The following is a 22,633-nucleotide window of genomic DNA, read 5'->3' on the forward strand; positions in this document are numbered from 1 at the left end:
AGTAAACTCTTTGGGGAGAGACATGTTCAGAAATGATTCAGCACGCTACCGCAGAGAGGGCCTGAGTCTCATGCAGGCCAAGCGGCTTGCGGAAGGCCCCCCTGATGCATCCGCGAAATACCTGATTGCCGGTCTCGCGATCGTCGCGACGGGCTGTCTGGCCTATCTTGGGGCGCAGCACGCGGCAAGCACGTTAGCATCAGACCGCGTCGCAATTGCCGAGCTCGACACGACGCCGAGCGCCGCTTTGGACACCCCTGCGCCTGCGATCACGGTGGATGCGCCCGTCGCTGCAACCGACACGCAGACCGCGGATGCGGGGGATTTGATCGCGGCCCTGACCGTGGCGCCGCAGGTCCCTTTGGTGCCAGAGGCTGAGAGCACCACCTCCGCGCCGCTGCTCGACACCTCAATCCCCGCGCCCGAAACCGTATCCGTCGAGACGGCTGAGGTCACAATTGACACCACGTCCCCAAGCCTGGAGCCGCAAGTCCCAGTCGCCGAGGTCGAGCCTGTCGCCGAACAAGTCGCAGAGCAACCCGTCGCCCCGGACGAAGGGCTTGAAGTTGCAGCGCTGGACAGCGACGTCCCGCAGGATGACGCAGCGCAAGACCCCGCACTGTCCTGTGTCGCGGAGCTGCGGCAAGCGGCGCGCGAGAGCACGATCTACTTCAATGTCGGCTCCGCGCAGCTGACCGGTGCCGACCTTGCGCGGATTTCGCGGGTCGGGCGGCTGGCAGAAACCTGCCCCGGAACCGTTGTGCAGGTGACCGGCCACTCCGATTCCACCGGTAACGACCTGATCAACCTCGACCTGAGCTGGCAGCGGGCGGACAACACCGTGACGGCGCTCGCCCAGATCGGCGTCGACACTTCGAACATGGAGCCCGTGGGCTTCGGCGCCCGCGCGCCGCTGAGCCAGGGCGACGCCTCGGACGAGGATCGCAATCGCCGCGTCGAGTTCATCGTGCTCAAGAAAACAGAAGGGAACTAAGGCCATGTCTGCCACGCTTTTGAACCTGCTCGTTCTGATCATCGGCATGTGCGCGACGGCCATGATCGGCTACCTGTTCGCGCGCGAACGCTACCGGGGTCAGGCCCACCACCAGCTGCATGTGCTGGGAGGCGAGATCAAGCGCATGCGCCGCCGTACCCGTGATGCCGAGAATGCTGCGATGAAGCTGAAGCGCGAGCAGGTGCGCGCGCACCGCGTCGGCAAGGTCCGGGGTCGCTAGAACCCAATCTGCGATACCCGGAACGAAAAAGCCCGCCCCCAGATCACTGGGCGCGGGCTTTTCTATTGGCCGTGGGGCGGAGTGACCGGCCCGGCAGTCAGACCGAGATGGTCAGCTTCTGCGGGGTCTCCATCATCAGGTCCTGCAGCACGTCGAGCAGCGTGTCGACATTCACCGTCTCCGGGTTGACCACATCGGTGGAGAAGTAGCGCAGGAAGACCCGGCGCGTTTGCTCGTCCATGCCCTGATGCAGGCCCATCGACCAGGTCGGGAACATGCGCTCGCGCACGTCGGTACAGGCCAGCAGAATGATATTGGAATGCCGCGAGTCGCGCGCGATCCGGTGGTAGAGCGCGGAGACCTCGACGCGGCCGCCCTCGATCACCTGCAGGAAGTGGTCGCCATTATAATGCAGCAGGCCGGTCAGGTTGAGACGCGGGTTATTGCGCTTGCACGTCGCAATAAGCTCGTCGATGTCCAGATCTACGGACGGGTTCCGCTGACTGTAATACACAAGACGGGTGAGGTTCATGGCAGCCTCCCAGATAACACACTCCACATGTAGTAGTGTTGCGAGGTCCCATGGCATAGATCAAGTCAAATCGGCGTCCCAATCCGAGTTACCCACAGGTAAGTCAAATGGCGAAACGCGACTGCCCACAGGATCATCACACGCGCGCAAAACCGGCGCGCCCAGGCCTGTTGGCAGGGGCGAAATGCGCGTCCTCTGGTCGGACATTCGACGCGTCGGCCAGACGTAAAGACGCCGCCGCAGATCTCTCTGCGACGGCGCCAATTCATCAGTCCCTCAGATATAATCGCAGGCTTAGGCCAGAGCGGCGCGGGCCTTTTCGACCACTGCTGCGAAAGCGGAGGGCTCGTTGACGGCCAGATCGGCCAAAACCTTTCGGTCCACTTCGACGCCCGCAAGCGTCAGACCATTGATGAAGCGCGAATAGGTCATCGTCTCGTCAATGGAGCGGCAGCCTGCGTTGATCCGCTGGATCCACAGGGCGCGGAAGTTGCGCTTGCGGTTCTTGCGGTCGCGGGTGGCGTATTGGTTGGCCTTGTCGACGGCCTGACGGGCCACCTTGAAGGTGTTCTTGCGGCGACCGTAGTAGCCTTTGGCAGCCTTGATGACCTTCTTGTGGCGGGCGTGGGTGACTTTCCCGGACGTAACTCTCGACATCTCTATTCCTCCTTAGCGCGCGTAGGGCATGTATTTTTTCACGATGTTCTCATCTGCCTTGCAGAGGATCGTCGTGCCGCGCGCGTTGCGGATGAACTTGGTGGAGCGCTTGATCATGCCGTGGCGTTTGCCGGCCTGACCTGCTTTGACACGGCCCGAGGCCGTCATCTTGAAGCGCTTCTTAGCGCCCGATTTCGTCTTCATCTTCGGCATTTCCATCTCCTTGAAGAACAAGTGGTAGACGGCGCGACTCGGCATGCCATTTGGCCGGCCGCGCGGTTAGAGGCTGCTCTCTACGGGGCAAAGCCCCGCAATGCAAGCAAACTCCTGCGATTAATTGACGAATTTGGCCACGACGCTGGTGAACACTTCGGGCAGCTCGCCCACCTCGTAGCCGCCGGGCTTGTTGTAGGCCGCGTAGACGATCATTCCACCCGAGACCACCGCCGCGATCGTCGCCACACGCGGCGCCCCGCCATCGAGCACCGCAGACAGGATCGCCGGGATCGTCAACACGCCGATCACGATCCCTAACACCAAAATAAGGTCAAAATCCACTTTGCCGCCCTCACTGCTGCCTTTAGGCGCGATTATTCAGGGTCGGAGCTGAAAATCAACCTTTCTGCGCAGGGCGCGACCCGCAGGATGTTCGTCGTACCCGGCTGGTTGAAGGGCACACCCGCGGTGACCACGATCTGATCGTCCTCGGTGCCGAACCCGTCCGCGCGCACCGCACGGGCGGCATTGACCACCGCCATCTTGAACCGGTCGACCGAGCCGGTGATGACACAATGGGTCCCCCAGCTCAGGCTCAGGCGGCGGGCCGTGCCGTGCAAAGGCGTCAGTGCGATGATCGGCACATGGGGCCGCTCGCGCGAGACCAAAGCGGCAGTTGTGCCGGACTGGGTGAAGCAACAGATCGCCTTGATGTCGGTGGTTTCCGCAATTTCGCGCGCGGCCACCACGATGCCGTCGGCGACGGTTTCCTTCTTGCCACCGCGCTGCGCGGAGATGATGTCGCGGTAGTTCGGATCGCCTTCGACCTCGATCGCGACGTTGTTCATGGTCTTCACCGCCTCGATGGGGAAGGAGCCCGCGGCGCTTTCCGCCGACAGCATGATGGCGTCCGTGCCCTCGTAGATCGCGGTCGCCACGTCGGAGACCTCGGCCCGCGTGGGCATCGGGCTGTCGATCATGCTTTCAAGCATCTGCGTCGCCACGATCACCGGCTTGGCCACGGCGCGGCATTTGCGGATCAGGCGTTTCTGGATCGGCGGCACATTCTGCACCGGCAACTCCACACCGAGGTCGCCGCGGGCAACCATGATCCCGTCCGAGACCGCCAAAATCTCGTCAAATGCCTTCACGGCGGCGGGCTTTTCGATCTTGGACATGATCGCCGCGCGCCCGGTCGCAAGCGTACGCGCCTCTTCCACGTCCTCCGGGCGCTGCACGAAGCTCAGCGCCAGCCAGTCCACGCCCAGATCGCACACGAAGTCGAGGTCCTTGCGGTCCTTCTCGGACAGGGCGGCCAGCGGCAGCACCACGTCGGGCACGTTCACACCCTTGCGGTTGGAGATCGTGCCACCGACGGTGACCTCGCAATCGGCGAAGTCGCCGCCGCATTCCTTGACCTTCAGCGCGATCTTGCCGTCATTGACCAGCAGGCTTGCGCCAGGCTCGAGCGCCGCGAAGATTTCCTTGTGCGGCAGCTGGACGCGGGTGGCATCGCCGGGCGCGTCATCGAGGTCGAGGCGGAACGCCGCGCCGACCTCAAGCTCCTCTTCGTCATTGGCAAACACGCCAACCCGCAACTTCGGCCCCTGCAGGTCGGCAAGGATCGAGATCGGGCGGCCCAAATCCTTTTCGACCTGGCGGATGATCTTGTGGCGCTCGCGAATCTCGGAATGGTCGCCATGGGACATATTGAGACGGAAGACATCGGCGCCGGCCTCAAACAGGGCGCGGATCATCTCGTAATCGTTGGAAGCAGGGCCCAGCGTGGCCACGATTTTCACAGAGCGGAGGCGTCGGATACTCAAGTCTCGTCCTTCCCATTCTTGGGGGTTCAAAAAATGTTAGCGCCACCATTACGGCCAATGACCGCAAGCTGCAACGGCGTGAGGCTGGCGCTTTGCGCGTTGATACCTATTTTAGAGACGAATGTAACAGCCATACCCCGCAAGGAGCCCGAAGATGGACCCGCAAACCCAGATCGAGTTGGAAGCCGCCGCGTTCCGCACATTGAAAGCGCATCTGCAGAAGCGCACCGATGTGCAGAATATCGACATGATGAACCTGACAGGGTTCTGCCGCAACTGCCTGAGCCGCTGGTACCAGGAGGCTGCTGCCGAGCGCGGCATCGAGATCGGCAAGATGGAGGCCCGCGAGGAATTCTACGGCATGCCGTTTGACGAATGGAAAGCCAAGTACCAGACCGACGCCAGCGCCGAGAAGCAGGCCGCCTTCGAGGTGGCTCACAAGGACGCGACCTGAGCTCCGCGCGCCCATCGCGGCCTTGTGCTTTGCCCGAACCCTGAAAATGGGGCATACTCTGGTTTAGATGAACCGAAGGAGCGTCATCATGATCGCCCGATCTCTCGTTGCCATACTCGCCGTTGGCGCGGCCCTCGCCGGGCCGGTTGCGGCCAATGACGGGCTGTCGCAACTGCAACGCAGCGCGGCCTGGACGCTGAAAAATTACGGCTACGAAGATGTGGATGTGACAACGCTCAGCACCGCGCAGCTGGCGCAGATCCAGCACATCGCGAATAACAGCAGCCAAGGCGCGGGAAACATTCGCGGCTCCATCGGGGCAATCGTAAGAGGTGGCCTTGGCGATTTTCTCAAGAGGCTCTGAAATGCTCCGCTTCGCCCTCGTCGCCGCCAGCCTTGCGCTCGCAACCCCAAGCTTTGCCGCGCCGAACCAGCAACTGGTCAATTCGGTGCAGCACCGCCTGAACTCGCTGGGGTTCCAGGCGGTGGACGCGGGAAGCCTGAGCGGCCATCAGATCGCGGCGCTACATCTGGCCTTGCAAGGGCGCATCGGGTTTGGCCCGAACCGCATCCGCAAACAACAGGAAGTCAAAAACATCCTGAACTGGAACGGGCAGGAACGGACCCACTCGATCAACAAATCGAACTAAGCGCGCAAACTTTTTTGAAAAGTTTGCGCCAAAGTCTTCAAAAGACTTTGGCTCCCGGGAAAGCAAACACTCGTCAGACCGCCTGTTTCAGACTCTCATCGAGATAAATCTCGCGCAGGCGCGCGGCGACGGAGCCGGGCTTGCCGTCGCCCAAAGGCTTCCCGTCCACCTCAACCACGGGCATCACAAAAGTGGAGGCCGAGGTGATGAATGCCTCATCCGCATCGCGGGCCTCTTCGACGGTGAAAGCCCTCTCTTCGACTTCCATCTGGGCCATCTTGGCAAACTTAAGAACAGCGGCGCGAGTGATCCCGTGCAGGATCTCATTGCCCAGATGCCGGGTGATGATCTTGCCGTTCTTCACGATATAGGCGTTGTTGCTGGAGCCTTCGGTGATCGCGCTCTCCTCGAACATCCAGGCGTCATCGACGCCTTCCGCCTTGGCCATCATCTTTGCCATCGAGGGGAAGAGCAGCTGTGTCGTCTTGATGTCACGACGGGCCCAGCGCTGATCCTCGACCGTGATGACCTTCATGCCGGTCTCGATCTTGGGATTGTTGAGCAGGTTGGCGTGCTGGGTGAACAGCACGAGGGTCACGGGCGTATCCTCTGGCGGGTAGACGAAATCCCGATCCCCGGGGTTGCCACGGGTCAGCTGCAGGTAGACCATACCTTCTGTGACCTCGTTGCGGGCGACGAGTTCGCGGTGGATCTCGAGCAAGGCGTCCGCGTCGACCGTGTACTTGATGCCAAGCTCGTCGCAGGAGCGTTGCAGGCGCTGCACATGACCGTCAAAAGCGATGAGCTTGCCGTCCAGCACGGACGTCACCTCGTAGACCGCATCGGCAAAGAGGAAGCCGCGGTCGAAGACCGAGACCTTCGCCTCGTCCTCGGGCAGGTAATCTCCGTTCAGGTAAACGATGCGGCTCATGTCTTTATCCCCATAGCTCCGGCGTGGGGGCGTGCACCCCGGCCTCATCAAAAATCAGCGGTTGATCCCGGTCTTCGGCCAGAAGCAGCGGCCCGTCAAGGTCGGTGAAGCTCACGCCCTGGGCGACAATCGTCGCAGGGGCCATGGCGAGCGACGAGCCGACCATGCAACCCATCATCAGCCCGTAGCCCTCGGCGCGCCCGGCCTCCTTCAGCGCGAGCGCTTCGGTCAGGCCGCCGGTCTTGTCGAGCTTGATGTTGATGACATCATACTTGCCCTTGAGACCCGGCAGCGAGGCGCGATCATGGCAGGCCTCGTCGGCGCAGACGGGCAGCGGACGCGCGATCTCGGCCAGCATGTCGTCATCGCCTGCGGGCAGCGGCTGTTCCACCAGTTTGACGCCAAGACGGACCAGATGCGGCGCGAGGTCGGTATAGACCTCGGCCGTCCAGCCTTCATTGGCGTCGATGATGATCGGCGTGTCAGGCGCGCCGCGGCGCACGGCCTCGAGCCGAGGCATATCCTCGGGCGTGCCGAGTTTGATCTTCAGAAGCGGGCGGTGGGCGTGCTTGCGCGCGCTGGCTTCCATCTTCTCGGGCGTGTCGAGCGACAGGGTGAACGCGGTGATCTCGGGCTTCGGCGCGGGCAGGCCCAGCAGATCCCAGACCCGCGTGCCGGCCTGCTTGGCTTCCAGATCCCACAGCGCGCAATCGACCGCATTGCGGGCGGCCCCGGCCGGCAGCGCGCTTTGCAGCGCGGCGCGCGAGATGTCAGAGGGCAGCGACAGGATCTGCTCGGTCACCGATGCCAGCGTCTCGTCATAGCGCGCATAGGGTACGCATTCGCCCCAGGCCGCGACGCCGTCGCGGGTGACCCGGGCGGTGAGCACCTTCGCCTCCGTCCGCGACCCGCGCGAGATGGTGAACACCTCGGCGAGCCGGAACGTATCGGCGGTGACGGTGATCATAGGTCTTCGAGCGCGTCGACCAGCTTTTCCGCGCCAAAGCGGAACGGGTCCGTGGTCGGCAGCTGCATGCGCGCCTCGACCTCGGCGAGATAGGCTTTGGCTTCGTCATCGGCCATGTGCTGGGTGTTGATCGAGATGCCGATCACCTTGCAGGCCGGGTTGACGATCCTGGCCATGGTCAGCGCCAGGTCGCGCAGGTCCTCCAGCGCGGGCTGCTGATAGTCGGGCAGGCCGCGCATGTGGGCCCGCGTCGGCTCGTGGGCCAGCACCAGCGCATCGGGCTGGCCGCCGTGGATCAGCGCGAGCGTGACGCCGGAATAGGAGGCGTGGAACAGGCTGCCCTGCCCTTCGATATGGTCCCAGTGATCATCGTCATTGTCCGGCGTGAGGTACTCGACCGCACCCGCCATGAAATCAGCGATCACCGCATCCAGCGGCACGCCGCCGCCGGTGATCAGGATGCCGGTCTGGCCGGTGGGGCGGAAGGTGGATTTCATGCCGCGAGCTCGCATCTCGGCGTCCATGCACAGGCCCGTGTACATCTTGCCAACCGAGCAATCGGTGCCGACGGCCAGGATGCGCTTGCCGCTGCGCTTGACGCCCGAGGCAATCGGGTAGGCCACGGAGGGGATGCGCACGTCATGCAAAGTGCGACCGTGGACCTTGGCGGCGCGCTGCACCTCGTCCTCGTCGCGAAGCAGGTTGTGCAGGCCGGAGGCGATGTCGTAGCCCATCTGCAGCGCCTCGACGAGCACCTTCTTCCAAGCGTCCGAGATAATACCGCCGCGGTTGGCAACGCCAATCACCAAGGTCTTGGCGCCCGCATCGAGCCCCTCTTGCAAGGTCATATCAGTCAGGCCGACGGTGGTGCCACAGCCCTCCATCCGGAACTGGCCGACGGCGTTGTCGGGGCGCCAATCCTTGATGCCTTGGGCGACTTTTGCAGACAGGGCGTCCGGCGCGTCGCCGAGGAAGAGGAGATACGGAGTCTGGATCATGGCGGCGGTCCCCTTTTGGGTGATGTGAGTCTCGCGCCACTTTAGCGCATGGATCTGGAATGGGCTCTTGGGATGCCCGATGATAGGGCCAGTTCATCGAAGAAATGGAGCCAATGGCGCGGAGATGTGCAAGAATCTTCGACGCACACAGAATCCGCGCTTTCGAAGAAGACGCGGGGCCAAATCCTTATGAAGGATTTGTCCGCAATTTCTTCATAAGAAATTGCGCGCGCTTAAGTCGCGTCGAGCTCGGCCCAGATGTCTTCGATCCAGGATTTGATCTGCAACGCTTCTTCCCAGCGGTTTGACATCTCGACGCCGTTGGCGTCTGTCATCGCGTATTCAGGCGGGCCAAGCTCGCACAGGAAAATGCAATCTCCGGAGGCGTTGCGCGCGCGCCAGGATGCGAGCCCCTCGCGCCACCAGTCCTTGAACAGCGACACCCATTTCTGGTGCTGCGGGAAATCCAGCTGCAGCTGGATTTGCTGGCGCGATGCGACGCGGCCCTGAAAACTGTCGGCGCGGGCCAGCACGCGGGAGATCAGGGCGCGGTCGTCGTCAGACACCGGATACCAGAACTCGCGGTCGACCACGTAGTGACTAAGATCAGCGCACACCCGCATCTCGGGGATGCGCTCCAGAAGCTGCAGCATCGTGTAGAGGTCGTTGGTGATGCAGTTGCGGTGGGTTTCGAACTGGATCGGCATGCCGATCCGCTCCGAGATCTCCATCCATGTCTCGATCACCGGGACCATATCGTCGAGTGCGATGGGCATCACCTGCCCGATCACATCCACAAAGGGCGCGCCGAAATTGCAGGCCAGCCGCAAGGTCTCGTCGAGGCTTTCGACCGTCTTCGGGAAGGCCACGATCAGGGGCGTCAGCCCGTTGGCCTCCATATGCGGGCGAACGGCGTGGGCCGTCGCCACGTCGGAGGCCCCCAGATCAATCGCCATCCCGTCATAGCCCGCGCCTGCGACCATCTCGCAGACCTGATCAAAGGACAGCCTTACGCCGGTCTGGTCATGGGGCTGCATCGCCCAGAGCGAGGTGTAGGTCTTGAGCGCCCTCATTCTGCGGGGATGCGCGCGGCGCGGCCACCGGAGGTCGGCACGACCCAGACCTCGTCCATCGGGTACTGGCTTTCATCCTTGGCCATGAGCTTGCGGATCACTTCGACTTGGAACTCGATCCAACCCATGCGGTGCACCTCGCCCGCCTGCGCCTCGATCTTGGCGTTGAGCGCGCGCAGTTTCCAGAACGGGACCGCCGGGAAGGTGTGATGCGCCGTGTGATACGGCATCTGCCAGCAGAGCCAGCGGAACAGCGCGTTCGTGCGGGTGGAGCGGGTGTTCTCGAGGATGTCATCTTCGTGGCTCAGCCCCAGATGCTCGATCGTGTTTTGCAACTGGTGGATGGGCTTGGTCAGCACCATCGGCAGCAGCCAGAAAGTCAGCGCGATCCAGGAGCCAGCGGTAATGCTCGCCACGGCGATCAGCGCATAGAGCGCGATGTGAATGCGCGCCTCGCGGATGATCTTCGTTTCTTCCTCGGCCCGGATATAGGGCTCCAGAATGATGCCGCGGGCCCGACGGATATTGCCGACGATCCGGTTGCGCCAATATGTAACGCCTGTCAGCCACAAAAGGTAAGTGGTCAGCGTGTAGGGCTCGCGCACCAGCTCGCCGTCGCGTTCCCAATCCTGCGTGTGCTGGTGGTGGGCGAAATGCATGACCTGATCGAAGTCGCGCGGGAAAATCTGGATGAAGCCGATGGCGCGCCCGAAGATCTCGTTGAGCTTGCGGGTCTTGAAAACCGTCGCGTGGCTCAGCTCGTGCTGGGCGGCGTAAAGGAAGTTCATGAGCACCCCAAGGACAAGGCCGGTCGCCAGCACCCACCACGTGCCCATCGCCTGCGCATGCAGCCCCATCGTGATCGCGATTGCGCCTAGGTGCGACGCCATTTGCAGCCCGCCCGCCAGGTCCGAGCGTTCGTTCAATGCGCGTAGTTCCTGCGGGGTTAGCAGTTTGCGACGAGAGAAGGTGGCGTCCATGGGCGGTCTCCTGCTGGCGGGTTGCGCGGATTTTTATCTTTATCTTTTCTCATGTCATGCGATGATTTCTCATCTGATATGTGAGAACTTCTCATGAGATTGCCAAACATCACCGCGCTGCAAGCGCTCGTCACCTTGGCCCGCGCCGGGTCGGTCACCGCCACGGCAGAGACGCTGTCGGTCACGCAATCGGCAATCTCGCATCAACTCAAGGGATTGGAGGCGCAGTTGGGCTTTCCATTGCTGCTGCGCGACGGCCGCGGCGTGCGCCTGACGGAGCGCGCGCAGCATTACGTGTCTGAGGTCGCACCTGCGTTGGAGACCGTCGCCCGCGCATCACAGCGCGACAGCGTGGGCGGCAGCTTGGTCGTGAACGTGGCCCCGGGCTTTGCCAGCAGCTGGCTCGCGCCGCGCCTGGGCAGCTTCGTGGCGCAGCATCCCGGCCTTGCCCTGCGGGTGAACACGCCGCGCGGCTATGGCGATCTGGGCGGGCGGCGCGATGATCTCTATATCAGCTTCCTGACCGAGGACGAAGCGCCGCCGGGCGCGGTGAAACTGATGGAGGTGTCCTTCTTCCCCGTCGCGGCGCCCTCGCTGGTCGGCGGACAACGCCTGTCGCCGGACGGGCTGGCGCGGCTGCCGCTGCTGCATCTCGACACGCGCACCGATTGGCAGCGCTGGTTTGCGGCAGGAAAGGCCGCGACCCCCGACACGCCGGGTATCGTTTTCCAAGATTTGCAGATCATGGAGATGGCCGCGCGCGAGGGTCAGGGCGTCAGCCTCGGCGACCGGCTGACCAGCCAACGCGCGCTGGAGCGCGGCGCCCTGATGCAGGTCAGCGAGATCGAGGTCGCGGCCCCCCGCGCCTATTGGCTGGTCGCAGGCAACGGCCCCGAAAGCGACGCGCGCCGGGCCTTTTCAGCTTGGATGTTGGAGGCGATCTAGTTCGGCAACAGCGCGACCGGCGCGTTTTCGTCCCGCTCGAAATCAAGGGCGGGGCCGGTACAGGTCGCCGTGTTGCGCTTGAATTCGAACACGACCGCGTCGCCGTCAAACGAGGTCGCCACGACCAGTGCCTGATAGAGATGCCGGCTGCCATCATAGATGTCGACAAGGCCACGCAGGCGCGGGGCCAGATCCTTCGAGATCGCGAAATGGGTCGAGGTCAGGCGGACTAGCGGGATCATCTCGTCACCCACTTCGACCCGCAAACGGGTCTTCTTCGCCTGTTGCGCGATGCGGGCCTTTGCCAGCTCATCGGCGACGTCTTTGGGCAAAAACTCGATCATGGCAGTGATTCTCTATTGCTTTCCCTCGGGGCAGTAGATGGCATGCACAACATTAACATCAAGTTTTTATTACAATTTTACGAAACACTCACTTTTGGGCGCAACACATGGGGGGTCGCCGGGTCGTAGAGGGCGCTGTCGCGGAAGTCCTTCACCTCGGCCAAGGCGGGGCCCACGAGGATCAGCGCGGTGCGGGTGATCTTCTCGGCGCGCACCTTCTCGCGGATATCCGATAGCGTACCGCGCAGGTATTTCTCGTCGGGCCAGGAAGCGCGATAAGCGACGATCACCGGGCAATCCGCGCCGTAATACGGGATCAGCTGCCGCTCGATCTCGCGCAAGGCCCGGATGCCGAGATGAATGGCGAGCGTCGCCCTGGTGCGCGCGAAGTTCTCCAGCGTTTCGCCCGGCGGCATGGAGGTCGATTTCATCGACATCCGGGTCAGGATGATCGACTGCGCCACTTCCGGCACGGTCAATTCCTGCCCCAGGGCCGCGGCAGCGGCGGCATAGGCGGGCACGCCGGGGATGATCTCGTAGGGGATGCCTTCGGCTTTCAGCCGCCGGATCTGTTCCGCGATGGCGCCATAAAGCGACGGATCGCCCGAATGCACCCGTGCCACGTCCTCGCCCCGCCCGTGGGCCGCTACGATCTCGGCATGGGTGTCGTCCAAGGTCATCGGCGCGGTGTCCATGACCCGCGCGCCTTCAGGTGCACCCGCGACGACTTCTGCCGGGACCAGCGAGCCTGCATAAAGACACACCGGACAGCGCGCGATCACCTTTTGCGCTTTCAGCGTCAGCAGTTCCGGATCGCCCGGACCCGCCCCAATAAAGTAAACCGTCATGTCCCTGTCTCCATGCGGGAGGGTGGGAGGGGCGATGGCGCAGCCGAGCGTCTCCCATCCTCCGCCAAATCACCGTCGATTTTGCGAGCATAGCCGCGGGGGGTGAACATGCGCGGCCCCTCTCCCAGCTGGGCCAGTCGCGAATGGCTCGAGCCCACCAGCACCACGGTCAGCATATCCACCTCGTCCACATCCAGCGCGTCCAGCCTGCGGTAGCGGACGTTTTCCTCTGGCCGCCCCAAGGACGAGGCAAGCATGACCGGCGTGTCCGCCGGGCGGTGCTGCAGCAAGATGTCCCGCGCTTCCGCCAGCAGCGTGCGGCGGCGCTTGGAGACGGGATTGTAGAAGGCGATGACGAAGTCGCCCTCGGCGGCGGCGTGCAGCCGCTTGATGATGTCCTCGCGCGGCGTCAGCAGGTCGGACAGCGAGATCGCGCAGAAATCATGGCCCAATGGCGCGCCCGCGCGCGCGGCAGCCCCTTGCAGGGCGGAAACACCGGGGGTCGAAACCACCTCAACCCGGCGCGCGGCGTCGGTGACGCCTTGGGCATTTGCATCGCGGTCGAGCAGCTCGAAGACCAGCGCGCCCATCGCATAGATGCCCGCATCGCCCGAACAGATGAGGGCGACATTGCGCCCTTCGCCCGCCCGTTCCAGTGCGTAGCGGCAGCGGTCTTCTTCGCCGCCCAGCGGGAAGTCGGAGCGCTGCTTGCCATGGGCCAGCGGCCCCAACAGATCGATATAAAGCCCGTAGCCCACCAGCTCTTCCGCCTCGGCCACCAAAGTCGAGGCCTCCGGCGTGCGCCAGGAATGCTGCCCCGGCCCGATGCCGATGATCGACAGCTTGCCGCGCGGGCGGCCCTGCAGCGAGGTGAGCGGCGCGGGGGCGAGCGACAGAGCGCAGGTGGCGTTCGCAGTCTTGCGCTTGGCGACCAGAAGCGTGCCGTTTGACTGAGCCAATGCGGCGGCCTCCGACACGGAATGGGTGCCGACCTCGGCGAAGACGACATCGGATGGGTTGGCCACGTGCGGGGTGAGCGCGTCGAGCTCTGACGCGGTGAAGAGCCGGAACGGGCGGTCGAGTGTTTTTGCCAAATTGATGCAGGCGGGCTCGTCGGCCTTCAGGTCAATCGTGTTGACGGAATGGACCGCGCCGGGGGCGATACCGGCCCCAGTCAGGGTGTCCATGACCAGCGTTTGCAGCTCTTCCGGCGGGCAATTGCGCGCGCAGCCGACGCCGAGCGTGACTTGCTGCGGGTGGAATTGCAGGGCGGCGTCAGAAGGAGCCGTTGTGCAGCTGATCGTGATGTCGCCTTTGGGCAGGTCCGCGAGCCACGGCGCGTCACCGTCGATCCGGGCACCCTCGCCTGACAGCAGCCGCGCCATGACGTCTTTGGCGTTTTCGGGGTTGGCGAGGCGGTAGCCTGCGGGCGGCTCGTCGAGCGCCACGCCCAAGGCCACGTCGCCCGCGGTGGTGACCGCGGCGGTGGCGTCCAGCGCCTTGGCGATCCGTGCGGCGAGCCGGTTTGCGCCGCGATGGCCGCCCAAGAGCGGGACGACGACAGCACCATCATCGGAGACCGACAGCACCGGCGGCTCGGTCGTTTTGTCGGCCAGCACCGGGGCCACGGCGCGGATCAGGATGCCGCTGGCGCAGACGCCGATGACCGGCGTGCCCGCCTGGAACAGCATGCGCGTGTGATCGAGCGCGTTGGGGAAGAAGATATCCGCCGTGTCGACCCGCCCCTCGCGACCGTGGACCGCCGCGCCGAGCAGGGCGGCGATGCGGTGGGCCGTGGCTTCCCCCGCGCGGTTGAGGCACAGGACAATTGGGTCTCGCGCCCCCGCTTCTATAGCCATGGGTCGGCCCCTTTCGTCAGCAAGATCATGGAGAAATATGGCGCCTGCTCCGGCGCGTCGCCCAAGGGCAGCACGACTTCCTCGGGCAGGGTCGCGCGTTCGATATACATCGCCTGATCGGTCAGGCCGAGCGCGTTGATGACGCCGCGGATTTTCGGCAAGTGGCGACCGACCTTCATGATCGCCACGCTTTCGGCCCCGTCGATGCGCGCCCGCAGCTCTGCCTCCGGCAAGGGGCCGGGCAGGATGGTCAGCCGCTCGTTGCGCGCGGCGAGCGGCATGGCGGCGCGGGCGGCGCAGGCGGTGACCGAGGTCACGCCGGGGATGATCTGCGTGTCGAACTGGCCCGATAGCCGGGCAAAGAGATACATGAAGGAGCCGTAGAAGAACGGATCACCCTCGCAGAGGCAGACGACATCCTCGCCCGCCTCGAGCGCCTCAGCGATCTGCGCGGCCCCGGCATCGTAGGCCTTCTGGGCGGGTTCGCGTTCGGTGGACATGGGCACGTCCATGCGGATCTCGCGGGCATCCTGTGGGATCAGTCCAGCCGCAATCGCGCGGGCGAAACTGTCGCCGCCTGCAAGCGTCGGGTATGCGATGACCTTGGCTGCACCGATGAGACGCGCGGCCTTCAGGGTGATCAGCTCGGGGTCGCCCGGGCCAAGCCCCACGCCATAAAGTGTGCCGCTCATCGCTTCACGAGGCTCCATTGCGTGACGGTCATGGCGGGGCGCCAGCCAGTCATGCGGCCCACGGGTTCTGCCCGCTCGACGGCGATTTTGACGAGCTGGCCGCTATGGGTCTTGTGGAGCGCCATCAGGATCGCCTCGCTTTCCAGCGTAACCGAATTGGCGACGAGGCGACCCAAGGGGCGCAGGTTCGCCCATGCGATCTCAAACGTCTCTTCGCTGAGGCCGCCGCCGATGAAGATGGCATCCGGCGCGTCGAGGCCGCTCAGCGCCGCGGGCACCTCGCCCTCGATCAGCTCTAACTTGGGCGCACCGAGGGCTAGCGCGTTCTCGGCGGCCATGGCCCGACGATCGGCGCGAGGCTCGATCCCGATGGCGCGGGCGTAGCGGGCGGCGCGCATCCACTCGATGGCGACCGAGCCGGAGCCGGTGCCAATGTCCCACAAAAGCGCGCCGCGCATGGGCATTAGCTTGGCGACGGTGGCCGCGCGGACCTCTTGCTTGGTCATGGTGCCGTCGGAGTGGAACAGATCATCGGCCAGTCCCGGTACGCGCGGCAGCAGGGCCGCATTGGGCGCGGCGATGCAATGCACGGCGAGCGTGTTGAAAGCCGGAACCTCATGCGCCCATGTCGCGGCGATGCCGTCGAAGCGCTGCTCGTCCGCGCCACCCATCGCGGCCAGCACAGTCATCTGGCTGTCGCCAAAGCCGCGTTCGGTCAGGAAGCGGGCGATCTGGGTCGGGGTCTCCGCCCCGGTGGTCAGGATGATCAACCGCTGATCAGGCTGGATGAACGCCACCATCTGGTGCACGGGGCGGCCATGCACGGTAAGGGTTTCGACATCGGCGAGGCTCCACCCCATACGCGCGGCGGTGAGCTGAAATGCAGAAAGCTGCGGGTGATAGACGATCTGGGACGGATCAATCGCGCGTCCGATGCGCGCGCCGACGGAGAACCAAAGTGGATCGCCCGTGGCAAGTACGACGACGCGGCGGCCTTGCAGGTCTTTAAGCTGGTCGATCAGCGCGTCAAAGGGCGAAGGCCAGGCGAGGCGCTCGGCAGAGACCGCGTGGGACAGCTGGTGGTGGCGCTCGCCGCCGATGATCACCTCTGCCGCTTCGACCACGGCGCGGGTGGCGGGGGTGAGCCCGTCGAGCCCGTCCTCGCCGATGCCTACGATGTGCAGCCACTTGTCGCTCATTGGGTGTCCTCCGGCAGGCCCGCGGCGAGCGCGTTCACCGCGGCCGACGCGATGGCGGAGCCGCCTTTGCGGCCGCGGAGAGCGACGAAATCGCAGCCGCGCGGGTTCGCGGCAAGCTCTGCCTTGCTTTCTGCGGCCCCGACGAAGCCCACAGGGAAGCCAAGGATCACGGCAGGCATGGGCGCGCCCTGGTCGAGCCGTTCGAGCAGGTGGAACAGCGCGGTGGGCGCGTTACCAATGGCGACGATGGCACCGTCGAGATGGGCATCCCACAGCTCGACCGCCGCCGCGGAACGGGTGTTTTCGATCTCCCTGGCGCGGTCGGGCACGGAGGGATCATTGAGCGTGACGATGACGTCGTTATTCGCGGGTAGATAGCGGCGGATGATGCCAGCGGCGACCATTTCGCAGTCGCACAGGATCGGTTTGCCGGATGTCAGGGCGGCGTGGCCGGCGGTATAGGCGTCCTCAGAAAAAGCGAGTCGGTCGGCAATCTCGACCATGCCGCAGGCGTGGATGACCCGCGTGGCGAGCGCATCGAGCCCGCGGGGGAAGCGCGCGAGATTCGCCTCTGCCCGGACGGTGGCGAAGCTCTGTGCGTAGATCGCGGCGGGGTCTTTTTCGTAGGGACGCATGGCTCAGGTGGCCATTTTCTTATGAAGAAAATGGCGCAGAGTTTTCAGAAAACTCTGCGCCTCCGGCGGGAGTATTTTTGCCAAAACGAAGCCCATTATGCCTTCGTCTTCCGCGCGCTTTCGGGGCCGTGCGGGTGCTTGGCATGGGGGTATGGCGCGTGGTGATGGTGGTCGTGATCATGGGAATGATCATGACCGTGGTGGTGATGGTGATGGTCGTGCTTGTCCTGCATCTCCAACCGGCACAAACCAGTGCAGAACGTGTCGCAGAGCGCGCAATCGGCCACGTTGGAGCCGGGGGCGGACGCGCCCTGGCCTTCGACATGGTGGTGGTGGCTTTCCTGGATCGCGCCGACCTCTGCCTCGAACCCCAGGACCTGCACACGGTATTTACACAAGACGCAGGTTGGCGGTGGCACGTCGCCAAAGGCGGGATGCCCGGCACGAGCCTCAGCCGGGATCACCATGGGCGCGCCATCCTCGGTGGCGAGCACTTGCGTGCGGTACGCGCAAGTGCCGCAATTGGGGGGCGGGTTGGCGCCCATCTGTTCACGCACGCGCTCGGCGAACGTTTCGAGCACCTTGTCGTGGTCGTTGAGATAGCCCGCCTTGACGAATTCGATACCGGGGTGCTGCGCCGCAACCTGATCGGTGAAGCCGTAGATGCGGTCAATCAGGATGCCGGTGAACAGGAAATACGGGAAGACCACGATGCGCTTGTAGCCGAGCTTTGCGGCATGGGTCAGGCAGGGCTCGACCAGTGGAAAAGTGACGCCGGAATAGCCCACTTCCAGCCAGCCGAGGCCGAGACCTTCCTGTAGCATCCGGGCGATCTTGGCGACGTTTCCATTGGCGTCCGGATCGGACGCGCCACGGCCAATGACGACGAGGCAGGTTTCCTCGTTCGGGACATGGGATTTGGCGTTGGCCTGGGTCAGCGCGTCCTCGATCCGGGCGGCGGCGGCGGCGATCATCTTCGGGTCCACGCCCAGCTCGCGACCATAGCTGATCTCGATCCCGTGTTTGGCGGCATAGGTGTTGAGCACCGTTGGGATGTCGTTCTTGGCGTGCATCGCGGCAAAGAGCATGCCGGGCACGGCGAGGATCTTCTCGCAGCCGCTTTCGCGCAGCTTGTCGAGCCCGTCGCGGATCACCGGGTTGGCAAATTCGAGATAGCCGTATTCGACCTGCCATTCGGGCGGGAAATGCGCGGGCAGCTTTTCGGCCAGGACCGAGAATTCGTCCACTGCGGCCTGGCTGCGCGAGCCATGGCCGCAGATCATCACGCCGATCTTGCTCATGCGGTTTCCTCTTCCTCGGCCTGCTCTTCCGGCTCTGCCTGCTCGTCCTTCTTGCCTTTCAGCGCGCCCCACAGGCTGGCGGCCAGAGCGGCCCCCAAAGCGGCACCTGCGACCCAGTGATCATGGCCGGCGAGCTCGCCGAAGTGGCCGACATGGGCCGCGGCGGGCATGGCGGAAAGCATCAAGAAGAAAACAAGGAAGCGGGTCATATCGGGCGCGGGCCTTTCATCCGGTGTCACGTGGTGAAGAGGCCGGAGCGGGTGCCCGGTTTCCTGACGATGCTGCCTTTCGATCCCCTGATTGGGTCAATCGGCGGGCGGCCAACCTCTCTGGGGCGCGGGGCCCCTCGTCTACGATTCGACTTATATGTCTCGCGTCCGCGTCCCGCAATGGGCGCAAGCGGCGTCAGGCGGCCCGAATCCGGCGCGCGCATAATCTGTGCGGGGATGGGGGGAGACCAAATGGCCCCGCGCGGGTTAGGGGTCAGTCACGCACAAGGAGGGACGAGATGGGATTGCTGGTTGACGGCGAATGGAAAGATCAGTGGTACGACACGAAGTCGACCGATGGCGCGTTCAAGCGCACCACGGCCGGGTTTCGCAACTGGATCACCGCAGATGGCAGCGCGGGGCCGTCCGGTGAGGGCGAGTTCAAGGCCGAGGCTGGGCGCTACCATCTCTATGTCTCGCATGCCTGCCCCTGGGCGCATCGTACGCTGATCTTCCGCCGCCTCAAGCAGCTCGATGACCTGATCGACGTGTCGGTCGTGCACCCGGATATGCTGGGTGACGGCTGGACCTTCGAGACCGATGACAACGGCGCGACCGGCGACACGCTTTACGGGCTGCCCTTCGCGCGCGACATCTACCTGAAGGCGGACCCGAACGTCTCTGGCCGGGTGACGGTGCCGATCCTGTGGGATCGCGAGCGCGAAACGATCGTGAGCAACGAGAGTGCCGAAATTATCCGGATGTTCAATTCGGCCTTCGACGGGATCACCGGCAATGATCTGGATTTCTGGCCCGAGGCGCTGCGCGACGCCATCGCGCCGGTCAATGACCGCATCTACGACACGCTCAACAATGGCGTCTACAAATCCGGCTTCGCGACGACGCAGGACGCCTATGATGCAGCGGTTGTGCCGCTGTTTGAGACGATGGAGTGGCTGGAGGCGCGGCTGGGCGGCTCCCGATACCTGATGGGGGACCGGATCACCGAGGCCGATTGGCGGCTGTTCACCACGCTGGTGCGCTTCGATGCGGTCTACCACCTGCATTTCAAGTGCAACCGGGCGCGGGTTATCGACTACCCGAACCTGTGGGGCTACAGCCGCGAGCTATTCCAATGGCCCGGCGTCGAAGCGACGGTGAATTTCGACCATATCGTGCGCCACTATCACTACAGCCACGAGACCATTAACCCCCACCGCATCATCCCGATAAATCCGGTGATCGACTGGCACGCGCCCCACGGGCGCGGCTAGGGCGCACCGGTCAGGCGGGCACGCTTTCGCGGCCGTGATACTCTACCAAGGCCGCCAGATCGGCGGGCGGTGTGGTGTCGGGCACCATCGCGCAGGCGTTGGGCATATAGTGAAAGATCGAGCCGTCCGAGAAGAAGCTCGACGACGTTACAAACACCACTTTCGTGCGCGGACGCCGAAAGCTGGCGTAATCCGCGATTGCAGAGGCATCCCCCGCCGACAGGCGCAGGTTCAGGACAACGACCGGAAAGTCGCAGACCCGCAAGATTTCTTCAGCGTCGGACTGGGTATAGGCCAGTGTGACGTTCGCGCCAGCGCGCGACATATGGTCAGCCCAAAGCTGTGCGAGGGGACCCTCGTCTTCAACAATTAAAACATCCATTTTTTACTCCGACCAGTAGACGACAGCAGGCCGGTACGCTTCCCGATAGTCTTTATTTTTGGTCCTGTGCTGAGGACAGGATGAATAAACGATAAATTCCCTAATGAATTGTTAAAATTCCGGACCCATGTCCCAAGTGACCTTGAACATGGCGTTCAATTCCGCTCAATGGGCGGGACTTCGCCGAATTTGGCAGCACTCCGAGGCCCCATGACCACCTGGATCACCATCTGCGACACCTGCAAACGCGACGACTGGGAGGCACGCAGCCCCGGCGAGACCGATGGCGAGACCTTCGCCGCCCTGATCGAGAGCGCCGCCGAAGGGGTCGAGGGCGTGCGCACACGCCGCCATTCCTGCCTGATGGGCTGTGCGCGCGGCTGCAATGTCGCACTGCAAAGCAAGGGTAAGCTGGCCTATACAGTGGGCGAGTTCAAACCCTCGCCAGAGGCCGCCGAAGCGGTCGTGGGTTACGCCGCACTACACGCCCAAAGCGAGACCGGGCAGGTGCCCTATCGGCAGTGGCCGCAGGCGATCAAGGGTCATTTTGTCTCTCGCCACCCGCCCTTGCCGGACAGCGATGACTAAGCGCGATCATGGCGGTGGGCTGGACGCGGCAATCGCCGAGTTCGGCGGCACGCGCGCCAGCTGGATCGACCTGAGCACCGGGATCAACCCGACCCCCTACACCGTCGGCGTGATCTCTGCAGAGGCCTGGACCGCGCTGCCCGACGCCGCCGCCACGATGCGGCTTGAACGCGCCGCGCGGGCGTTTTGGGCTGTGCCGGACGGGGCCGAGGTAGTGATCGCGCCCGGGGCCTCCGCCCTGATCGCGATGATCCCGCGGCTTCTGGAGGACGACAGCTGCGTCTACATCCCCTCGCCCACCTATAACGAGCATGCCGCCGCCTTCGAGGCCGAAGGGCACGGGGTGCTGACCCGACCGGACGGCGATCTTCCGGCGCAGGTCTTCGTGCATCCAAACAACCCGACGGGCGCGTTGAAGGACGCCGATACCGTCACGTCGCGCCGTCTGAATATCATCGACGAAAGCTTCTGCGACGTCGTGCCGGAGGTGAGCCATACTGAGCTGGCGGACCATCAAGGCGTGATCATCCTCAAAAGCTTCGGGAAATTCTGGGGGCTGGCCGGGCTGCGCCTGGGGTTCGCGATCTGCCCGCCTTCGATCGCCTTGCGGTTGCGCGAGATGCTTGGGCCGTGGCCGGTGTCCGGCCCCGCGTTGGAGATTGGCGCGCGCGCGCTGGAAGACCGCGAATGGAGCGACGCGACCCGCGCGCGATTGGCCGTGGACGCCGCGCGACTGGACGCGCTGGTCGGCGCGCCGTTGGTCGGCGGCACGGCGCTCTTTCGGCTCTACGAGGTGCCGGACGCGCGAGCGTTCCAAGCGCGGCTCGCGCGGGCAAATATTTGGTCGCGCATCTTTCCCTATTCCAAGACCTGGGTGCGGCTCGGCCTTCCCGGACCCGACGGGTGGGACCGGTTGGAGGCCGCACTGTGACCCTTGCCCTGGCGATGGTACTGGACGCAATCTTCGGCGAGCCGAAATGGCTTTGGGACCGAGTGCCGCACCCGGCGGTGCTGATGGGACGGCTGATCTCCTTTGGCGAGGCGCGATTGAACCGCGGTGCCAACCGCCGGGCGAAAGGCGTGGGCCTGATCGTCGCATTGGTCGCCGGGGCGGTGATCCTCGGGCTCGGGCTTTCCGCGCTCGGGCCTTTGGTGGAGATCGTTGTCGCCGCGATCCTGCTCGCGCAAAGATCGCTGTCCGATCATGTCGTTGATGTCGCTCGCGGCCTGCGGCGGTCACTCGAGGAAGGGCGCAGAATGGTCGCCCGCATTGTCGGACGCGATGTCGAGGCGCTGGACGCATCCGGGGTCGCCCGCTCAGCCATTGAGAGCGCGGCGGAGAACCTGTCCGATGGGGTCATCGCGCCGATCTTCTGGTTTGTCGTAGCCGGGCTGCCCGGCATGCTGGCCTACAAGATCATCAATACCGCTGACAGCATGATCGGATACCGCACCGAAAAATTCGAAGACTTCGGCTGGGCGGCGGCGCGACTGGACGATGTGGTGAATTGGCCTGCGGCGCGCTTGACGACGCTGCTGATTTCCTTGTTCCACCTCAGCGGTACGGCCGTCGACGTGGCGCGGCGGGACGCGCGGCTACATCGCTCGCCCAATGCCGGCTGGCCGGAGGCCGCCATGGCGGGCGTGCTGGGCGTGGCCTTGTCCGGACCGCGCTCCTACGATGGCGAAATACGCGACGAGCCGTTCGTGAACGCGGACGGCCGCCGCATTCTGGACAGCTCCGATATCGATGTGGCCGTCGCGGTTTTGTGGCGCGCCTGGGCGCTCGCGCTGGTGTGTGTGGTGATTGGCGCCGCAATTTTGTAAGTCTTTTTCGA

The 22,633-nt window shown here is 64.2% G+C and carries 29 protein-coding genes; 10 read left to right on the forward strand and 19 right to left on the reverse strand.

Annotated features, from left to right (window positions below; genetic code table 11):
- Nucleotides 1-22 precede the first annotated feature (22 nt).
- Both C8N43_RS10665 and C8N43_RS10670 read left to right on the forward strand, forming a co-directional pair.
- A complete protein-coding gene (locus tag C8N43_RS10665) occupies nucleotides 23-994 on the forward strand; it encodes an OmpA family protein (RefSeq protein WP_107845579.1) in 972 nt (323 codons plus the stop codon).
- A gap of 4 nt (nucleotides 995-998) precedes the next feature.
- Nucleotides 999-1,235 carry a hypothetical protein gene (locus C8N43_RS10670; RefSeq protein WP_107845580.1) on the forward strand — a complete coding sequence of 79 codons (237 nt, stop codon included), beginning with the start codon at nucleotides 999-1,001 and terminating at the stop codon, nucleotides 1,233-1,235.
- Between the two features lie 97 nt (nucleotides 1,236-1,332).
- On the opposite strand, the gene C8N43_RS10675 is transcribed toward C8N43_RS10670, so the two are convergent.
- The 5 genes from C8N43_RS10675 to pyk all read right to left on the reverse strand — a co-directional run bounded on the left by C8N43_RS10675 (nucleotide 1,333) and on the right by pyk (nucleotide 4,460).
- Entirely contained in the window at nucleotides 1,333-1,767 is a 435-nt protein-coding gene (locus tag C8N43_RS10675) for a BLUF domain-containing protein (protein WP_158269965.1), read from the reverse strand.
- Between the two features lie 294 nt (nucleotides 1,768-2,061).
- Nucleotides 2,062-2,424 (reverse strand): 50S ribosomal protein L20, encoded by a 363-nt coding sequence (gene rplT / locus C8N43_RS10680; RefSeq protein ID WP_107845582.1) that lies wholly within the window; start codon nucleotides 2,422-2,424, stop codon nucleotides 2,062-2,064.
- A 12-nt stretch (nucleotides 2,425-2,436) separates the two neighbouring features.
- Nucleotides 2,437-2,637 (reverse strand): 50S ribosomal protein L35, encoded by a 201-nt coding sequence (gene rpmI, locus C8N43_RS10685; RefSeq protein WP_107846327.1) that lies wholly within the window; start codon nucleotides 2,635-2,637, stop codon nucleotides 2,437-2,439.
- Between the two features lie 120 nt (nucleotides 2,638-2,757).
- Entirely contained in the window at nucleotides 2,758-2,982 is a 225-nt protein-coding gene (locus tag C8N43_RS10690) for a hypothetical protein (protein WP_107845583.1), read from the reverse strand.
- A gap of 32 nt (nucleotides 2,983-3,014) precedes the next feature.
- Nucleotides 3,015-4,460 carry a pyruvate kinase gene (gene pyk / locus C8N43_RS10695; protein WP_107846328.1) on the reverse strand — a complete coding sequence of 482 codons (1,446 nt, stop codon included), beginning with the start codon at nucleotides 4,458-4,460 and terminating at the stop codon, nucleotides 3,015-3,017.
- A gap of 160 nt (nucleotides 4,461-4,620) precedes the next feature.
- Between pyk and C8N43_RS10700 the strand changes: the two genes are divergently transcribed.
- The 3 genes from C8N43_RS10700 to C8N43_RS10710 all read left to right on the forward strand — a co-directional run bounded on the left by C8N43_RS10700 (nucleotide 4,621) and on the right by C8N43_RS10710 (nucleotide 5,570).
- On the forward strand, nucleotides 4,621-4,920 hold the full coding sequence (locus C8N43_RS10700; protein ID WP_107845584.1) for a DUF1244 domain-containing protein: 300 nt from the start codon (nucleotides 4,621-4,623) through the stop codon (nucleotides 4,918-4,920).
- An 88-nt stretch (nucleotides 4,921-5,008) separates the two neighbouring features.
- Entirely contained in the window at nucleotides 5,009-5,284 is a 276-nt protein-coding gene (locus C8N43_RS10705; RefSeq protein ID WP_107845585.1) for a hypothetical protein, read from the forward strand.
- Nucleotide 5,285: 1 nt separating this feature from the next.
- Nucleotides 5,286-5,570 carry a hypothetical protein gene (locus C8N43_RS10710; protein WP_107845586.1) on the forward strand — a complete coding sequence of 95 codons (285 nt, stop codon included), beginning with the start codon at nucleotides 5,286-5,288 and terminating at the stop codon, nucleotides 5,568-5,570.
- Between the two features lie 73 nt (nucleotides 5,571-5,643).
- Here C8N43_RS10710 and C8N43_RS10715 read toward each other — a convergent pair whose 3' ends face one another.
- The 5 genes from C8N43_RS10715 to C8N43_RS10735 all read right to left on the reverse strand — a co-directional run bounded on the left by C8N43_RS10715 (nucleotide 5,644) and on the right by C8N43_RS10735 (nucleotide 10,519).
- Nucleotides 5,644-6,501, reverse strand: a complete 858-nt coding sequence (locus C8N43_RS10715; protein WP_107845587.1) for a D-amino-acid transaminase — start codon at nucleotides 6,499-6,501, stop codon at nucleotides 5,644-5,646.
- 4 nt (nucleotides 6,502-6,505) lie between these two features.
- A complete protein-coding gene (gene dgcA / locus C8N43_RS10720; RefSeq protein WP_107845588.1) occupies nucleotides 6,506-7,468 on the reverse strand; it encodes an N-acetyl-D-Glu racemase DgcA in 963 nt (320 codons plus the stop codon).
- On the reverse strand, nucleotides 7,465-8,466 hold the full coding sequence (dgcN, locus tag C8N43_RS10725) for an N-acetyltransferase DgcN (protein WP_107845589.1): 1,002 nt from the start codon (nucleotides 8,464-8,466) through the stop codon (nucleotides 7,465-7,467). The genes dgcA and dgcN overlap by 4 nt, the downstream gene beginning before the upstream one ends.
- A 233-nt stretch (nucleotides 8,467-8,699) precedes the next feature.
- Complete coding sequence (locus C8N43_RS10730) at nucleotides 8,700-9,539, reverse strand: sugar phosphate isomerase/epimerase family protein (RefSeq protein WP_107845590.1); 840 nt, start codon at nucleotides 9,537-9,539, stop codon at nucleotides 8,700-8,702.
- On the reverse strand, nucleotides 9,536-10,519 hold the full coding sequence (locus C8N43_RS10735; RefSeq protein ID WP_107845591.1) for a fatty acid desaturase: 984 nt from the start codon (nucleotides 10,517-10,519) through the stop codon (nucleotides 9,536-9,538). Before C8N43_RS10735 ends, C8N43_RS10730 begins: the two co-directional genes overlap by 4 nt.
- A 93-nt stretch (nucleotides 10,520-10,612) precedes the next feature.
- On the opposite strand from C8N43_RS10735, the gene C8N43_RS10740 reads away from it, so the two are divergent.
- Complete coding sequence (locus C8N43_RS10740; RefSeq protein WP_107845592.1) at nucleotides 10,613-11,464, forward strand: LysR substrate-binding domain-containing protein; 852 nt, start codon at nucleotides 10,613-10,615, stop codon at nucleotides 11,462-11,464.
- On the opposite strand, the gene C8N43_RS10745 is transcribed toward C8N43_RS10740, so the two are convergent.
- The 8 genes from C8N43_RS10745 to C8N43_RS10780 form a co-directional block, all read right to left on the reverse strand.
- Entirely contained in the window at nucleotides 11,461-11,808 is a 348-nt protein-coding gene (locus C8N43_RS10745) for a hypothetical protein (RefSeq protein WP_107845593.1), read from the reverse strand. The genes C8N43_RS10740 and C8N43_RS10745 overlap by 4 nt on opposite strands.
- Nucleotides 11,809-11,885: 77 nt before the next feature.
- Complete coding sequence (cobM, locus tag C8N43_RS10750; protein WP_107845594.1) at nucleotides 11,886-12,656, reverse strand: precorrin-4 C(11)-methyltransferase; 771 nt, start codon at nucleotides 12,654-12,656, stop codon at nucleotides 11,886-11,888.
- Entirely contained in the window at nucleotides 12,653-14,515 is a 1,863-nt protein-coding gene (gene cobJ / locus C8N43_RS10755; RefSeq protein ID WP_107845595.1) for a precorrin-3B C(17)-methyltransferase, read from the reverse strand. The genes cobM and cobJ overlap by 4 nt, the downstream gene beginning before the upstream one ends.
- A complete protein-coding gene (gene cobI / locus C8N43_RS10760) occupies nucleotides 14,506-15,207 on the reverse strand; it encodes a precorrin-2 C(20)-methyltransferase (RefSeq protein WP_107845596.1) in 702 nt (233 codons plus the stop codon). Before cobI ends, cobJ begins: the two co-directional genes overlap by 10 nt.
- Complete coding sequence (cbiE, locus tag C8N43_RS10765) at nucleotides 15,204-16,406, reverse strand: precorrin-6y C5,15-methyltransferase (decarboxylating) subunit CbiE (protein WP_107845597.1); 1,203 nt, start codon at nucleotides 16,404-16,406, stop codon at nucleotides 15,204-15,206. The genes cobI and cbiE overlap by 4 nt, the downstream gene beginning before the upstream one ends.
- Complete coding sequence (locus tag C8N43_RS10770) at nucleotides 16,403-17,041, reverse strand: precorrin-8X methylmutase (protein WP_107845598.1); 639 nt, start codon at nucleotides 17,039-17,041, stop codon at nucleotides 16,403-16,405. The genes cbiE and C8N43_RS10770 overlap by 4 nt, the downstream gene beginning before the upstream one ends.
- Before the next feature lie 95 nt (nucleotides 17,042-17,136).
- The gene (locus C8N43_RS10775) at nucleotides 17,137-18,342 is read right to left on the reverse strand and encodes a sirohydrochlorin chelatase (protein WP_107845599.1); all 1,206 of its coding nucleotides are present in this window, start codon (nucleotides 18,340-18,342) and stop codon (nucleotides 17,137-17,139) included.
- A complete protein-coding gene (locus C8N43_RS10780) occupies nucleotides 18,339-18,551 on the reverse strand; it encodes a DUF6732 family protein (RefSeq protein ID WP_107845600.1) in 213 nt (70 codons plus the stop codon). The genes C8N43_RS10775 and C8N43_RS10780 overlap by 4 nt, the downstream gene beginning before the upstream one ends.
- A 299-nt stretch (nucleotides 18,552-18,850) precedes the next feature.
- Here C8N43_RS10780 and C8N43_RS10785 point away from each other — a divergent pair, with 299 nt between their 5' ends.
- Nucleotides 18,851-19,825 carry a glutathione S-transferase family protein gene (locus C8N43_RS10785; protein ID WP_107845601.1) on the forward strand — a complete coding sequence of 325 codons (975 nt, stop codon included), beginning with the start codon at nucleotides 18,851-18,853 and terminating at the stop codon, nucleotides 19,823-19,825.
- Nucleotides 19,826-19,835: 10 nt separating this feature from the next.
- Here the strand turns inward: C8N43_RS10785 and C8N43_RS10790 are convergent, their stop codons facing one another.
- Nucleotides 19,836-20,207: a response regulator gene (locus C8N43_RS10790; RefSeq protein WP_107845602.1), complete on the reverse strand. Its 372-nt coding sequence runs from the start codon at nucleotides 20,205-20,207 to the stop codon at nucleotides 19,836-19,838.
- 210 nt (nucleotides 20,208-20,417) lie between these two features.
- On the opposite strand from C8N43_RS10790, the gene C8N43_RS10795 reads away from it, so the two are divergent.
- The 3 genes from C8N43_RS10795 to cbiB are packed head-to-tail and all read left to right on the forward strand — an operon-like array spanning nucleotide 20,418 to nucleotide 22,622.
- A complete protein-coding gene (locus tag C8N43_RS10795) occupies nucleotides 20,418-20,795 on the forward strand; it encodes a DUF1636 family protein (RefSeq protein ID WP_107845603.1) in 378 nt (125 codons plus the stop codon).
- Nucleotides 20,788-21,726: a threonine-phosphate decarboxylase gene (locus tag C8N43_RS19820; RefSeq protein WP_107845604.1), complete on the forward strand. Its 939-nt coding sequence runs from the start codon at nucleotides 20,788-20,790 to the stop codon at nucleotides 21,724-21,726. The genes C8N43_RS10795 and C8N43_RS19820 overlap by 8 nt, the downstream gene beginning before the upstream one ends.
- Entirely contained in the window at nucleotides 21,723-22,622 is a 900-nt protein-coding gene (cbiB, locus tag C8N43_RS10805; RefSeq protein WP_107845605.1) for an adenosylcobinamide-phosphate synthase CbiB, read from the forward strand. Before C8N43_RS19820 ends, cbiB begins: the two co-directional genes overlap by 4 nt.
- The last annotated feature ends 11 nt before the right edge of the window (nucleotides 22,623-22,633 follow it).

It is taken from the genome of Litoreibacter ponti (genome assembly GCF_003054285.1).
Lineage (GTDB): Bacteria > Pseudomonadota > Alphaproteobacteria > Rhodobacterales > Rhodobacteraceae > Litoreibacter > Litoreibacter ponti.